This is a genomic window from Enterobacter cloacae complex sp. P1B, from assembly GCF_014982345.1.
Taxonomy (GTDB): Bacteria; Pseudomonadota; Gammaproteobacteria; order Enterobacterales; family Enterobacteriaceae; genus Enterobacter; species Enterobacter bugandensis.
In genome coordinates this window covers 56,883-69,243 of record NZ_JADCLF010000002.1, presented here as the reverse complement: position 1 = coordinate 69,243, position 12,361 = coordinate 56,883, and the positions used below count along the sequence as shown (strand labels likewise).

Sequence of the window (12,361 nt, the reverse complement as noted above, 5' to 3'; positions counted from 1 at the left end):
TCACAAAAATACACGCAACAGTTTCGTTTGCAAGATAAAATGTTGATTCCGTCGTAACTATGGGTTTTATCACTATTTTCCTCTCCCCGGGCGGAGAGAGGAAATAAGAAAAGTCGATTACAGGATTTCCAGCAGCTCGACTTCAAAGACCAGGGTGCTGAATGGCGGGATGGACGCGCCAGCGCCACGCTCGCCGTAAGCCAGGTTGTGCGGGATGGTCAGTTCCCATTTGGAACCCACTGGCATCAGGGTCAGGGCTTCGATCCAGCCCGCAATTACGCCGTTGACCGGGAACTCAGCCGGTTCGCCGCGCGCCACGGAGCTGTCGAACACGGTACCGTCGATCAGCTTACCGGTGTAGTGCACGCGAACGTGGTCGGTACGCGCCGGGATAGCGCCGTCGCCCTGGTTGATCACGCGGAACTGCAGGCCGGATTCGGTGCTGTTCACGCCTTCGCGCTCGCGGTTCTCTTCCAGATATTTCACGCCTTCGGCTGCCATCTCTTCGAAGCGCGCGCGACGCACGGCGTCAGCACGTTCGTGGATTTCACGCAGCGCACGATGCACAACGTCAACCGGAACGGCAGGCTGTTTGCCTTCCAGCGCATCAGCGATACCCGCCACCAGCGCTTCAGGTAACAGACCTTCCAGGCCGGATTCGCTCAGCTGCTGTCCTACCTGCAAGCCGATACCGTAACTTGCCTGCGCTTCGATAGTGTCAAAAGTCGGGGTGGTCATGGGTTTTCCTTCCATCACATTTAAAGTAGCGGGCAGCATATCAGCCATGCCCTTATGGGTAAAACTTTGTCTGAAGTTAAGGTGACAAACCGCGACGAAACAGAAACAATAGAGACAACCAGGATTAATCCCGAACTGATGTCACGGATGTCCGGTTTGCTACGTCGTTCAGGCAGTTAGCGAACTATACTTCGAAGCACAGGATATAAAAGACGCGGAGCAGGAGGAGAGCCATGCCCGGGCGATTTGAACTGAAACCTACCCTGGCGAAAATCTGGCAGGCGCCGGATAATTTTCGCATTATGGACCCGCTGCCTCCTCTGCACCGCAGGGGGATCATCATTGGTGCGCTGATGGTGATCGTGGGCTTCCTGCTTCCTTCCGGCGGTGATGATGTTGATACCGCGCCGGTCACCCGCAATGCGCAGCTGGATCTTCAGTCGCAAACGCGGTCGCAGCCTGACGCGCAGCCGATGCAGACGCAGCTGGTAACCCCGTCTAACGATCCGGGTCAGGTCGCGCCTGTTGAACCCGAACCCGTTCAGGATGAACAGGAGCAGGCCGCAGCGCCGTCTGAGCCGCAAACCCAGCAGCCGACCGGCATTGAGCAGCAGTGGCGTTCCTATCGCGTGGAGCCGGGCAAAACCCTGGCACAGCTTTTCCGCGACCACAACCTGCCGCCGACCGACGTGTATGCCATGGCAAAAGTGGAAGGCGCAGGTAAACCGCTAAGCAACTTACAGAACGGCCAGATGGTGCAGATTCGCCAGAACGCCAGCGGGGTGGTCACTGGGCTGACCATTGATACCGGAAATGGGCAGCAGGTGCTGTTTACCCGCCAGCCGGACGGCAGTTTCATCAGAGCACGTTAATGGCGTATGCCGGGTAAGGCGAAGCCGCCACCCGGCACTTTTGTTCTCAGGCACTCCGTTTATTCACCCACCAGATCCCCGAGCAGACCAGCACCAGCGCAATCGCGTATTTGATATCCAGAATGTTTTCGCCGAGGAAAATGGCGGAAAGCACCGTCCCTGCAACAGGAATGACAAAGTTGAACGGAGCAATCATGCTTACCCGGTTCACTTTCAGCAGCGCGCTCCACAGGGCGAACGCCACCGATGAGAGCAGCGTCAGATACCCCAGCACCGCAACGGCCTTCATGCTGTGCACTTCCAGCGTTCCGCCCGTGGCATAACCTCCCGCAACCAGTGCAGCCCCGCCTATCGCCAGCTGCCAGCCGGTCATCACCGTTGGGTCGACGGTCTGGGAAATACGTTTCCCGTAAAGCGTGGCGGCAGAGAGAATAAAAGCCGCCAGCACCACAAAACCGTCGCCTTTCCAGATAAACTGGAAATCGCTTAACCCACTGTGAAAGTTCACCAGCATCACCCCGGCAAACCCAAGAATACAGCCCAGCGTTTTGTTATAGCTGAGTTTGTCATTGTGGTAGATAAAGTGCGCCAGCAGTACGCTGAAGAAAGTCCCGGTGGCGTTCATGATTGAGCCGTTTACCCCCGTCGTGTAGGCCAGTCCTATATAGAAGAATGTGTACTGAATGGTGGTCTGGGTCAGCCCGAGGATCGTGAGCTGGCCAAACTGCGCGGGCGTGAGCCTGCCAATCGGTTTGCGCTGGGCCAGCGCAAACAGCAGCAGCAAGGCACCGGCAAACAGAAAACGGTATCCGGCAAAAACGACTTTGGACGGAATATCATCGGTCGCGATCTGAAAGAGTTCGTAGCCATTTTTAATGGCCGGGTACGAGCTCCCCCAAAGCAGGCAGCAGAGCGTGGCGCAGGCGTAGGCCACATGTCGACGGGCAAAGACGGGCGTGGGCAGAGCGGTATCCATGACAAATCTCATAAATAAAATTGCGTTTCAATTTATTATCAGAGAATGCGTCAGGAATAGCTACCATACGAGATAAAAAGAGAATTTCCGGTAGCTTTAAATAGCAAAACGCCGGCACAAGGCCGGCGCTTCGACGCGAGCAGAGTAAAAAATTACTCAGCTACAACGTTAACAACCAGTTTAGCGAACACTTCGCTGTGAACCTGGAAGTCAACTTCGTGCTCACCAGTGGTACGCAGAACGCCGTTCGGCATGCGAACTTCGCTCTTAGCCACTTTAACGCCTGCTGCAGTAACTGCATCAGCGATATCGCGGGTACCGATGGAACCGAACAGTTTACCTTCGTCGCCAGCTTTGGAAGCGATGGTAACAGTGCCCAGTGCGTTGATTGCTTCAGCGCGAGCGTTAGCAGCCGCCAGAACGTCAGCCAGTTTGGCTTCCAGTTCAGCGCGACGTGCTTCGAAAAACTCTACGTTTTTCTTAGTAGCTGGAACAGCTTTACCCTGTGGAACCAGGAAGTTACGAGCGTAGCCCGCTTTAACGTTAACCTGATCACCCAGGCTGCCCAGGTTTGCTACTTTATCAAGCAGAATAACTTGCATTACCTTATCCTCTTAAAGTCGTATTAATGGACCGTGCCCGATTACTGATGACGATCAGTGTACGGCAGCAGGGACAGGTAGCGAGCGCGTTTGATAGCGCGAGCCAGCTGACGCTGATATTTTGCACGAGTACCGGTGATACGGCTTGGGACAATCTTACCGCTTTCGGTGATGTAGTTTTTCAGCGTTGCGATATCTTTATAGTCGATCTCTTGAACGCCTTCCGCGGTGAAACGGCAGAACTTGCGACGACGGAAATAACGTGCCATATGGCTAGTCTCCAGTATCTATCAAATCAATCTGCTCGGCATGCAGAACCATTTTGCTCAGGCCGTTCTTTGCCTTGTGGCAAGAGATGAACCCCTGAACGATTACTGCGCTACCGACCGTTAAACTGTGAGTAATGGCCTGGTTTTCGTGTCCGCTAATAATAACGGGCATTTGGCACCACGCCTGCCGGTGAAACCCGGCTTCCTCTTGCACAGAACGATGCTCAAGCACGAACTGGCAATGCGGAATTCCTGATGGACTGACCTTTCGAAGGGGAGCCCTGCATACGATGCCGGACAACGCCAGACGGTTGGTCATCAGAAATTACTCTTCAGAATCCCCAGCATCAGAATCATCTGCGGTTTCGTTTGCGAAATCATCGCGACGCTCACGGCGCTCGTCTTTCGCTTTAACCATCGGAGATGCTTCGGTAACTGCGTTTTTGGTACGCATAACCATGCTGCGGATAACGGCATCGTTGAAGCGGAAGGTAGTTTCCAGCTCATCGATCACTTCCTGCGGCGCTTCAACGTTCATCAGAACGTAGTGTGCTTTGTGCAGTTTGTTGATCGGGTAAGCCAGCTGACGGCGGCCCCAGTCTTCCAGACGGTGGATCGTACCTTCTGCACCAGTGATGGCAGCAGAGTAACGCTCGATCATACCCGGAACCTGTTCGCTCTGGTCAGGATGGACCATAAAAACGATTTCGTAATGACGCATCGAATTGCTCCTTACGGATTATTCAGCCTCCTGTCTGGGTCAGCCGAGGCCCGGGGAGGCAAGGAACGTGTTAAAGGTCGGCTGAAAAATTGACGCGTCATAATACTTGCCCCCCCCAGGAAACTCAAGCTGATTGCACAAATAATTCGCACAAAGCGTAAAGCTGGTCTAAGTGGGTGATTTAAAATTAATCGCATCAGGAAGCGTTGTTTTTTTGAACAACTGCATCAGAAATGGTCACGCATCCCCGCCGGAGGAATGATTACACTTTAATCAGAGATTAGCTGAATTAAAGAAGGAGTATTCCCCTCACACAGCACGCAGTCGTGGAGCGCATATCATGAAAAAAATCGCAGTAGCCATAATGGCGGCGCTTTTGCTCAGTGCAAACGCGATGGCAGCCATCAAAATAGACGGCCGGCAGGCCAGAAACATGGATGATGTGCATAGCTTAGGCGTAATCTATATCAATCATAATTTCGCCACTGAAAGCGAAGCAGATCGGGCACTAAATGAAGAGACCGATGCCCAGGGCGCAACCTATTACCACGTGATGTTAACCCGTGAGCCCGGCAGCAACGGCAATATGCACGCCAGTGCAGATATCTACCGGTAACCCTTAACGCTAGCACCAGGAAAGCCAACAACGAGAACATAGCCATAGTTGACGTTGCCCCCTGTCCGGGGGCTTTTTTTTATGAATGGCTCCGGAATACCACCGGTTACAACTGTTTTCGGTATTCCAGAGCACTTATTCACTTCTGCCCGTAGTAGGCATTCGGGCCGTGCTTGCGCATGAAATGCTTGTTCATCAGGTAATCGTCAATGCCCTGAAGCTGTGGATTAATGTCGCGGGCAATCCACGCCATGCGCGCCACTTCCTCCATGACAACCGCATTATGAACGGCGTCGTGGGCATCTTTTCCCCAGGCGAACGGGCCGTGCTGATAGACCACAATACCCGGCGTATGCAGCGGTTCAGTTTCACCCAGCGTTTCAATAATCACCTTGCCGGTGTTGCGTTCGTACTCCCCTTCTACTTCAGCCTGCGTTAATGCGCGCGTGCAGGGGATGTCGCCAAAGAAGTAGTCCGCATGCGTTGTTCCCAGCGCCGGAATCGCCAGCCCCGCCTGTGCCCAGGCGGTGGCGTGCGTGGAGTGGGTATGCACAACGCCACCCAGCGATGGATAACGCTGGTACAGCGCCAGATGGGTCGCCGTATCAGAAGAAGGACGCCATTTGCCCTCAACGACGTTTCCTTCGAGGTCGACCACAACCATATCGTCCGCTTTCATGGTTTCATACGCCACGCCGCTCGGCTTGATCACCACCAGACCTTGTTCTCGGTCGATGGCGCTCACGTTGCCCCAGGTGAACGTTACCAGGCCATAGCGCGGCAGATCCATATTGGCCTCAAAGACCTGCTGTTTCAGCTTAAGCATGTTCAGCCTCCAGTAACCCCGCGCGCGCCATACGCTCGCGCACCCAGTCCCGCGCTTTTGCCACTTCCGCAGCCGGATCGTCTGACGTTTCGCTCCACATCTCAATCAGATAAGGCCCGCAATAACCTGTCTGTTTGAGCGTCTCGAAGCACCGTTCGAAATCCACCACCCCGGTGCCGAACGGTACGTTTTTAAACACGCCAGGGCGGGTATCTTTGACGTGCACCGCAACGATATGCCCGATGCCCGCCTGCAGCTCCATCTGCACGTCGTTATCCCAGGCCGACAGATTGCCGATATCCGGATAAAGCTGGAACCAGGGGTTATTCAGATAGTGCGCATAGCCCAGCGCCTTGCTGATGGAGTTCATCAACGGGTAGTCCATGATCTCCATCGCCAGCGTGACCTGCGCGCGGCTTGCCATCTCAACGCTCTCTTTCAGGCCGTCACGGAAACGACGGCGCGTTTCGTCGTTGGCTTCCTGATAGTAGACGTCGTAACCCGCCAGCTGGATCACGCGGATGCCGACATCCTGCGCAAAACGAATGGCTTTGCGCATGATCTCCAGCCCTTCAGCGCGCACGGCATCGTCTTCACTGCCGAGCGGAAAACGGCGGTGGGCGCTCAGACACATGGACGGCACGCGCACGCCGGTTTCGGCAATGGCGCCCACCAGCGCCAGGCGCTGCTCGCGACTCCAATCCAGGCGAGAAAGGCGCACATCCGTCTCATCCACGGACATTTCGACAAAATCGAAACCCAGCTGTTTTGCCAGCCGTAACCGCTCCAGCCAGCACTCCCCTGCAGGGAGTGCCTTTTCATAAATGCCAAGCGGGACCTGTTTTGACAACATACCCGCTCCTTAACCCCAAAGCTGAGCGATTGAGCGTTTGAACTGACGCGCCGCTTCCACCGGAGATGCCGCGTCGCGAATGCTGCGGCCAGCGATAAAGACGTGAATAGGGATGCCCTGGAACAGCGGCAGATCTTCCAGCGCCAGGCCACCGGTGACGGTGACTTTGAAGCCCATATCCGCCAGACGCTTAATCGCGCTGATATCCGCTTCGCCCCACGCCACGCCTGCGGCTTGCGCATCGCGGCTGCGGTGATACACCACCTGCTGGATGCCCGCATCGCGCCACTCCTGCGCCTGCTCCCAGGTCCAGAAGCCGGTCAGTTCAATCTGCACGTCGCCGTTAAACTCTTTTGCCACGTCCAGCGCGCCTTTGGCGGTGTTGATATCCGCACAGCAGATCACGGTGACCCAGTCGGCGTTGGCTTCAAAGCACATGCGGGAAAGGATTTTGCCTGCGTCAGCAATCTTGGCATCCGCCAGCACGATTTTGTGCGGATAGAGCGCTTTCAGGTCACGAACGGCGCGCACGCCTTCGCCCACGCACAGAATGGTCCCCACTTCGATGATATCCACCTCTTCCGCAATCAGGCGGGTGGTTTCGTAAGCGTGAGACAGCGTCTGGTTATCCAGCGCAACTTGCAACATTGGTAATGACATGTTCAATTCCTCTTAAACGGCCGCCGCAGTGGCGTTATCAATTAAATCCAGCACTTCCTGCGCGGTGCGGCAGGCGCGTAAACGGTCAAAATTGGCTTCGTCATCAAACAGGTTGACGATCTGCATGATGCCCACCTCCTGGTGGGTGTTGGCATCAACGGCCGCCATGGTGATGAGAATGTCGACCGGGTCGTTATCTTCGTGGTTGAACACCAGCGGCGTTTTCAGGGTCACCAGCGCAAAACCGGTTTTCTTGACGCCCTCTTCCGGGCGGCCGTGCGGCATGGCCAGGCCCGGCGCAATCACGAAATAGGGGCCGTGCTGCGCCACGCCATCCAGAATGGCCTGGTAATAGCGCGGCTCGACAACGTCCGCTTTAACCAGCAGATCCACACTCAGCTTCACCGCTTCCTGCCAGGTGCTGGCGTCGGCCTGTAAAAGGATGGCGTTATTCTCTGCCAGCGAATCACGTAGTTTCATGTGGTGTCCTTACTTCACGTCTTGTGGGAAGTGTTCTTTGATCACTTCCAGCAGTTTTGGCCCGAAATCCGCAGGCGACAGCATGTTGCGCACGCCTACCACATATTTGTTGCCCGACACGCTAATCTCACCGGCAATATGAGTTGAAGCGATGATGATGTCCGCGCCGTTCAGTTCACTTTTGTATTCACCCACTGCGCAGCTGTTCACCGTGTGGTCGATGTTTGACTGGGTCAAAAACTGGTCCACTTTCATCTTCATGATCATGGAGCTACCTTGCCCATTGCCACACACAGCCAGGATACGTACGGTCATAATCGAAACTCCTTAATGAGCAGACACTTCTGCTGTTTGTTTTTCCGCATCTTCTTCAGCTCGCAGCGAACGGCCAGCGAAGAACATATAAGCCAGAGCAATCAGGATGATGACGGCCATAAAGGCCAGACCGACGGAGGCAAAGCCCTGCATCATCGGTGGGGCCAGAATTGACCAGTCCGCCATGCCCATCCAGGCGCTCATACCGGTGAGCTTGACCGCCCACACGCAACCGAAGATTTCCACCATGCCCATCACCAGGCAGATCTTGAGCGCCGCGCGCCAGCCGCCGAAGTGGTTCGCAAACACGCCAATGGTGGCGTTGGAGAAGAACATCGGGATAAAGCCAGGAATGATCAGGATTGAGGAGCCGCAGCCCACCAGGATGCCCACCGCAATCAACTGGCCGATGGTGCCCCACATAAAGCCCCAGACGACGGCGTTTGGCGCAAAGCTATAGATAGCCGCACAGTCAATCGCCAGTACCGCACCAGGGATCAGGCGCTGAGAGATGCCGTTAAAGGCTTCCGACAGCTCGGCGACGAACATACGCACGCCCTGAGTGATGATGAAAATCGCTACCGCGAAGGAGAAACCGGTCTGCAGGATATAGACCGTCCAATGGGTTTTACCCGCCATCGCCTGCACGACGTCAATGCCGAAAGAGAGCAGAATGGCGCCGAAAAAGAGGGTCATCACAATCGCCGTTGAGACGATGTTGTCGTGGAAGATATTCAACCAGCCAGGCAGTTTGAGGTCTTCGACACTCTCCTCTTTTTTGCCCAGGTACGGCGCAACTTTATAGGCAATCCAGGCGGCAAACTGCTGCTGGTGACCGATGGAGAAGCCACAGCCGTCGGTCACGATCTGCGTTGGCTTGTACATCATGTTGGAGGTGATACCCCAGTAGAGCGAGACCAGCACCGCGGTGCAGATAATCGTGGTCCACATTGGGTAACCGAAGATATAGAGAGAAACCGCGATCAGCCCCGCCTGCTGGAACATGATGTGCCCGGTGAGCATAATGGTGCGAATGCCGGTAATGCGGCGCAGGAGCACGTAAATGATGTTCAGCGCCAGCGCGAGCAGCACCGCATACCCCACCCAGCTATAGGCATCACCCATGCGATCGATGGTCGCCATCATTGAGGCGTACGTATCAGAGATAGCGCCGTTGATGCCATACACTTCCGACATTTTGGCGACGACCGGCTTAAACGTGCTGGTCAGAATGCCTGACCCCGCCTGCAACAGCATGAAACCGATAATGGTTTTGATGGTGCCTTTAATAATCACGCTGACGCTTTTGCGCAGCAGGATGTACCCCAGGCAAGTCACGATACCCAGCAACAGCGGGGCGTTGGTCATTACCTGATTAAAGAAAACGGTAAAGACGTTGTAGAGGATCTCCATAACTCTCTCCAGAAATGAGAACACGAGGGGCAATCCCTGTGCGGTTGGTGCCATCACTCTATTAATCACAAATAATCACCACAAGATTGCACTTGATTATTTGTGACGCATCACGCAGTTTATTTCCATGCTGTTAGTAATGATTTTCACTACCGCACCACAAAAATAAATTAATCCTTATAATTCATCAAATTAATGTTTAATGCAGGATAATCTAACAAGTAAAGAGTGGAGAGTCCGTGAAGTCGCGCAGATAAAATTCCTCATTTTGACCATTGCAAAGCACGTCAAATAGTGCCAGCATTAATCATAACGAATCACTATGTGATTACTTTTGATTAAACCAGGAGTCAAAACGATGAGTAAAGTGAAAACCATTACCCGTGAATCATGGATTCTGAGCACCTTTCCGGAGTGGGGTAGCTGGCTGAACGAAGAGATCGAGCAGGAACAGGTTGCTCCTGGCACGTTTGCAATGTGGTGGCTGGGCTGCACCGGTATCTGGCTGAAATCTGAAGGCGGCGCCAATATCTGCGTCGATTTCTGGTGCGGCACCGGCAAACAGAGCCACGGTAACCCGCTGATGAAAAAAGGCCACCAGATGCAGCGTATGGCCGGCGTGGAAAAGCTCCAGCCGAACCTGCGCACCACGCCGTTTGTGCTTGATCCTTTTGCCATTCGCCAGATCGATGCCGTGCTTTCTACTCACGATCATAACGACCATATCGACGTGAACGTGGCGGCAGCGGTGATGCAAAACTGCGCGGACGACGTACCGTTTATCGGGCCGCAAACCTGCGTAGATCTCTGGATTGGCTGGGGCGTGCCGAAAGAGCGCTGCATCGTGATGAAGCCTGGCGACGTGGTGAAAATTAAAGACATTGAAATCCACGCGCTGGATGCCTTTGACCGTACCGCGCTGATTACCCTGCCGGCCGACCAGAAGGCTGCTGGGGTACTGCCAGACGGCATGGACGAGCGTGCGGTGAATTACCTGTTCAAGACGCCGGGCGGCTCCCTGTATCACAGCGGTGATTCCCACTACTCTAACTATTACGCGAAGCACGGCAACGAACATCAGATTGACGTGGCGCTGGGCTCGTACGGGGAAAACCCGCGCGGTATTACGGATAAAATGACCAGCGCCGATATGCTGCGCATGGCGGAAGCGCTCAACACCAAAGTTGTGATCCCGTTCCACCACGATATCTGGTCAAACTTCCAGGCCGATCCGCAAGAGATCCGCGTGCTGTGGGAGATGAAAAAAGACCGCCTGAAGTACGGCTTTAAGCCCTTTATCTGGCAGGTAGGCGGCAAGTTCACCTGGCCGCTGGACAAAGACAATCTTGAGTATCACTACCCGCGCGGCTTCGATGATTGCTTCACCATTGAGCCAGATCTCCCGTTCAAATCCTTCCTCTGATTGTGAGGCCACATCGCCAGACCCTGTGTCTGGCGATTTCATATTTATTTTAGTAATTTCATGCTATTTCAAATATCATCTTTTCAAATCAATTCTTATCGGAATAGCTCATGACGGAAGCGCAACGGCATCAAATTTTACTGGAACTCCTGGCGCAAACAGGGTTTATCACCGTCGAGAAAGTGATCGAACGTTTAGGGATCTCCCCCGCCACCGCGCGGCGAGACATCAACAAGCTGGATGAGAGCGGCAAGCTGAAAAAAGTCCGCAACGGCGCAGAAGCCATCAGCCAGCAGCGTCCACGCTGGTCGCCAATGAATATTCATCAGGCGCAGAATCACGATGAAAAAGTACGGATTGCCAGAGCGGCATCACAGCTGGTGAACCCCGGTGAGAGCGTCGTCATCAACTGCGGCTCCACGGCGTTTTTGCTGGGCCGTGAAATGTGCGGCAAGCCGGTGCAAATCATTACCAACTATTTGCCGCTGGCTAACTACCTGATCGATCAGGAACATGAAAGCGTGGTGATCATGGGCGGCCAGTACAACAAAAGCCAGTCCATCACGCTCAGCCCGCAGGACAGCGAAAACAGTCTCTACGCCGGGCACTGGATGTTTACCAGCGGCAAAGGCCTGACCGCTGACGGCCTGTATAAAACCGATATGCTGACCGCGATGGCGGAACAAAACATGCTCAACGTGGTGGGCAAGCTCGTTGTGCTGGTCGACAGCAGCAAAGTCGGTGAACGCGCAGGCATGCTGTTCAGCCGCGCAGAACAGATCGACATGGTGATCACCGGCAAAGGGGCGAACCCCGAGATCCTCCAGAAGCTGGAAGATCAGGGCGTCAAAGTCCTGCGCGTTTAAAGATGCTGGCGGAAAAAAGCCACCGTGGCGTCCAGCGCCGCTGGCGTGATGCGGTGGCGGACGCCTGACTCCCACAAACAGGTCAGATTAGCGTCCAGTCCTTCATTCTTTAACGCCTGCTGCAGGCGGAAGGTTCCATCGGGCGGGACAACATCGTCCGCGTCACCGTGCCATAGCAGCAGCGGGCGATCGGCCAAGCGCGGCAATGCCCGGGTCACTTCCCACTCTGCCAGCATCGGCGTAATTTCCGTTAAATCCTGAGGGGGGAAAAGCGTCTTCGCCAGCGAGGTAAAATAGCCCGAGCCCATCAGACAGGCGACAGACTGCACGTCAGGATGATGCGTCATAATCCCCAGCGCCGTCATGCCGCCCATCGACGCCCCGGCCACCGCCAGCCGATTATCGGCCACCAGCCCTGCCTCATAGAGCGCATCGCGCAACCCGGCAAACTCGGTCAGGCTGCCGTGCAGAATGTGCCAGAACTGCCCCAGTCGCGCCCGCTCATTGCCCGTAAAGCGCGCGCCGTGGTCAGGCGCATCCGGCATTACCACGCGAAAACCCGCCTGAGCCAGCGCCACTGCAAAATAACTGTAAACCAGTTTCGATGAGGTAAACCCATGATAAAAAACCACAACAGGCAGCGATTTATCACGTTTCCCTGCCGGCACAGCGTGTAAAATTTCATGGTCGCCGAGATGGCGTATTTCAATTTCAATCATTGTCGACCCTGT

The 12,361-nt window shown here is 54.8% G+C and carries 17 protein-coding genes; 4 read left to right on the top strand and 13 right to left on the bottom strand.

The window, feature by feature from the left end:
* Nucleotides 1–117: 117 nt before the first annotated feature.
* Nucleotides 118–738 (bottom strand): FKBP-type peptidyl-prolyl cis-trans isomerase, encoded by a 621-nt coding sequence (fklB, locus tag INF77_RS00970; RefSeq protein ID WP_008502892.1) that lies wholly within the window; start codon nucleotides 736–738, stop codon nucleotides 118–120.
* Nucleotides 739–971: 233 nt separating this feature from the next.
* Here fklB and INF77_RS00965 point away from each other — a divergent pair, with 233 nt between their 5' ends.
* Nucleotides 972–1,610 carry an OapA family protein gene (locus INF77_RS00965; protein ID WP_193532127.1) on the top strand — a complete coding sequence of 213 codons (639 nt, stop codon included), beginning with the start codon at nucleotides 972–974 and terminating at the stop codon, nucleotides 1,608–1,610.
* A 46-nt stretch (nucleotides 1,611–1,656) separates the two neighbouring features.
* Here the strand turns inward: INF77_RS00965 and INF77_RS00960 are convergent, their stop codons facing one another.
* From INF77_RS00960 to rpsF, 5 genes are all read right to left on the bottom strand, one after another.
* Complete coding sequence (locus INF77_RS00960) at nucleotides 1,657–2,586, bottom strand: DMT family transporter (protein WP_063437233.1); 930 nt, start codon at nucleotides 2,584–2,586, stop codon at nucleotides 1,657–1,659.
* A gap of 152 nt (nucleotides 2,587–2,738) precedes the next feature.
* The gene (gene rplI / locus INF77_RS00955) at nucleotides 2,739–3,188 is read right to left on the bottom strand and encodes a 50S ribosomal protein L9 (RefSeq protein WP_006810372.1); all 450 of its coding nucleotides are present in this window, start codon (nucleotides 3,186–3,188) and stop codon (nucleotides 2,739–2,741) included.
* Nucleotides 3,189–3,229: 41 nt separating this feature from the next.
* Complete coding sequence (rpsR, locus tag INF77_RS00950; RefSeq protein WP_000135199.1) at nucleotides 3,230–3,457, bottom strand: 30S ribosomal protein S18; 228 nt, start codon at nucleotides 3,455–3,457, stop codon at nucleotides 3,230–3,232.
* A 4-nt stretch (nucleotides 3,458–3,461) separates the two neighbouring features.
* Nucleotides 3,462–3,776: a primosomal replication protein N gene (gene priB / locus INF77_RS00945; protein WP_028015270.1), complete on the bottom strand. Its 315-nt coding sequence runs from the start codon at nucleotides 3,774–3,776 to the stop codon at nucleotides 3,462–3,464.
* 6 nt (nucleotides 3,777–3,782) lie between these two features.
* Entirely contained in the window at nucleotides 3,783–4,178 is a 396-nt protein-coding gene (rpsF, locus tag INF77_RS00940; protein ID WP_014068637.1) for a 30S ribosomal protein S6, read from the bottom strand.
* 340 nt (nucleotides 4,179–4,518) lie between these two features.
* Between rpsF and yjfY the strand changes: the two genes are divergently transcribed.
* Nucleotides 4,519–4,794, top strand: a complete 276-nt coding sequence (yjfY, locus tag INF77_RS00935) for a DUF1471 family protein YjfY (RefSeq protein ID WP_041911476.1) — start codon at nucleotides 4,519–4,521, stop codon at nucleotides 4,792–4,794.
* A 139-nt stretch (nucleotides 4,795–4,933) separates the two neighbouring features.
* Here yjfY and INF77_RS00930 read toward each other — a convergent pair whose 3' ends face one another.
* From INF77_RS00930 to ulaA, 6 genes are read right to left on the bottom strand one after another with little or no spacing between them, the layout of a single operon-like run.
* Nucleotides 4,934–5,620, bottom strand: a complete 687-nt coding sequence (locus INF77_RS00930; protein ID WP_047366982.1) for an L-ribulose-5-phosphate 4-epimerase — start codon at nucleotides 5,618–5,620, stop codon at nucleotides 4,934–4,936.
* Nucleotides 5,613–6,473: an L-ribulose-5-phosphate 3-epimerase gene (locus INF77_RS00925; protein ID WP_063154916.1), complete on the bottom strand. Its 861-nt coding sequence runs from the start codon at nucleotides 6,471–6,473 to the stop codon at nucleotides 5,613–5,615. Before INF77_RS00925 ends, INF77_RS00930 begins: the two co-directional genes overlap by 8 nt.
* Before the next feature lie 9 nt (nucleotides 6,474–6,482).
* Nucleotides 6,483–7,133: a 3-keto-L-gulonate-6-phosphate decarboxylase UlaD gene (gene ulaD, locus INF77_RS00920; protein WP_023334265.1), complete on the bottom strand. Its 651-nt coding sequence runs from the start codon at nucleotides 7,131–7,133 to the stop codon at nucleotides 6,483–6,485.
* 12 nt (nucleotides 7,134–7,145) lie between these two features.
* Nucleotides 7,146–7,613 carry a PTS ascorbate transporter subunit IIA gene (ulaC, locus tag INF77_RS00915; RefSeq protein WP_045259633.1) on the bottom strand — a complete coding sequence of 156 codons (468 nt, stop codon included), beginning with the start codon at nucleotides 7,611–7,613 and terminating at the stop codon, nucleotides 7,146–7,148.
* 9 nt (nucleotides 7,614–7,622) lie between these two features.
* Nucleotides 7,623–7,928: a PTS ascorbate transporter subunit IIB gene (gene ulaB, locus INF77_RS00910; protein WP_003856022.1), complete on the bottom strand. Its 306-nt coding sequence runs from the start codon at nucleotides 7,926–7,928 to the stop codon at nucleotides 7,623–7,625.
* Nucleotides 7,929–7,940: 12 nt separating this feature from the next.
* A complete protein-coding gene (gene ulaA / locus INF77_RS00905) occupies nucleotides 7,941–9,341 on the bottom strand; it encodes a PTS ascorbate transporter subunit IIC (RefSeq protein WP_028015265.1) in 1,401 nt (466 codons plus the stop codon).
* A gap of 358 nt (nucleotides 9,342–9,699) precedes the next feature.
* Here ulaA and ulaG point away from each other — a divergent pair, with 358 nt between their 5' ends.
* Both ulaG and ulaR read left to right on the top strand, forming a co-directional pair.
* Nucleotides 9,700–10,764, top strand: coding sequence for an L-ascorbate 6-phosphate lactonase (gene ulaG / locus INF77_RS00900; protein WP_006810379.1), 1,065 nt, complete (start codon nucleotides 9,700–9,702; stop codon nucleotides 10,762–10,764).
* A gap of 110 nt (nucleotides 10,765–10,874) precedes the next feature.
* Nucleotides 10,875–11,630, top strand: coding sequence for an HTH-type transcriptional regulator UlaR (gene ulaR / locus INF77_RS00895; RefSeq protein ID WP_024907324.1), 756 nt, complete (start codon nucleotides 10,875–10,877; stop codon nucleotides 11,628–11,630).
* On the opposite strand, the gene yjfP is transcribed toward ulaR, so the two are convergent.
* Nucleotides 11,627–12,349 (bottom strand): esterase, encoded by a 723-nt coding sequence (gene yjfP / locus INF77_RS00890; protein ID WP_150144638.1) that lies wholly within the window; start codon nucleotides 12,347–12,349, stop codon nucleotides 11,627–11,629. The two genes, ulaR and yjfP, sit on opposite strands and share 4 nt — an antisense overlap.
* Nucleotides 12,350–12,361 lie beyond the last annotated feature (12 nt).

Coding starts and splice junctions, on each gene's coding strand:
- fklB (WP_008502892.1), bottom strand. CDS start 738: ATGACCACCCCGACTTTTGACACTATCGAAGCGCAGGCAAGTTACGGT.
- INF77_RS00965 (WP_193532127.1), top strand. CDS start 972: ATGCCCGGGCGATTTGAACTGAAACCTACCCTGGCGAAAATCTGGCAG.
- INF77_RS00960 (WP_063437233.1), bottom strand. CDS start 2,586: ATGGATACCGCTCTGCCCACGCCCGTCTTTGCCCGTCGACATGTGGCC.
- rplI (WP_006810372.1), bottom strand. CDS start 3,188: ATGCAAGTTATTCTGCTTGATAAAGTAGCAAACCTGGGCAGCCTGGGT.
- rpsR (WP_000135199.1), bottom strand. CDS start 3,457: ATGGCACGTTATTTCCGTCGTCGCAAGTTCTGCCGTTTCACCGCGGAA.
- priB (WP_028015270.1), bottom strand. CDS start 3,776: ATGACCAACCGTCTGGCGTTGTCCGGCATCGTATGCAGGGCTCCCCTT.
- rpsF (WP_014068637.1), bottom strand. CDS start 4,178: ATGCGTCATTACGAAATCGTTTTTATGGTCCATCCTGACCAGAGCGAA.
- yjfY (WP_041911476.1), top strand. CDS start 4,519: ATGAAAAAAATCGCAGTAGCCATAATGGCGGCGCTTTTGCTCAGTGCA.
- INF77_RS00930 (WP_047366982.1), bottom strand. CDS start 5,620: ATGCTTAAGCTGAAACAGCAGGTCTTTGAGGCCAATATGGATCTGCCG.
- INF77_RS00925 (WP_063154916.1), bottom strand. CDS start 6,473: ATGTTGTCAAAACAGGTCCCGCTTGGCATTTATGAAAAGGCACTCCCT.
- ulaD (WP_023334265.1), bottom strand. CDS start 7,133: ATGTCATTACCAATGTTGCAAGTTGCGCTGGATAACCAGACGCTGTCT.
- ulaC (WP_045259633.1), bottom strand. CDS start 7,613: ATGAAACTACGTGATTCGCTGGCAGAGAATAACGCCATCCTTTTACAG.
- ulaB (WP_003856022.1), bottom strand. CDS start 7,928: ATGACCGTACGTATCCTGGCTGTGTGTGGCAATGGGCAAGGTAGCTCC.
- ulaA (WP_028015265.1), bottom strand. CDS start 9,341: ATGGAGATCCTCTACAACGTCTTTACCGTTTTCTTTAATCAGGTAATG.
- ulaG (WP_006810379.1), top strand. CDS start 9,700: ATGAGTAAAGTGAAAACCATTACCCGTGAATCATGGATTCTGAGCACC.
- ulaR (WP_024907324.1), top strand. CDS start 10,875: ATGACGGAAGCGCAACGGCATCAAATTTTACTGGAACTCCTGGCGCAA.
- yjfP (WP_150144638.1), bottom strand. CDS start 12,349: ATGATTGAAATTGAAATACGCCATCTCGGCGACCATGAAATTTTACAC.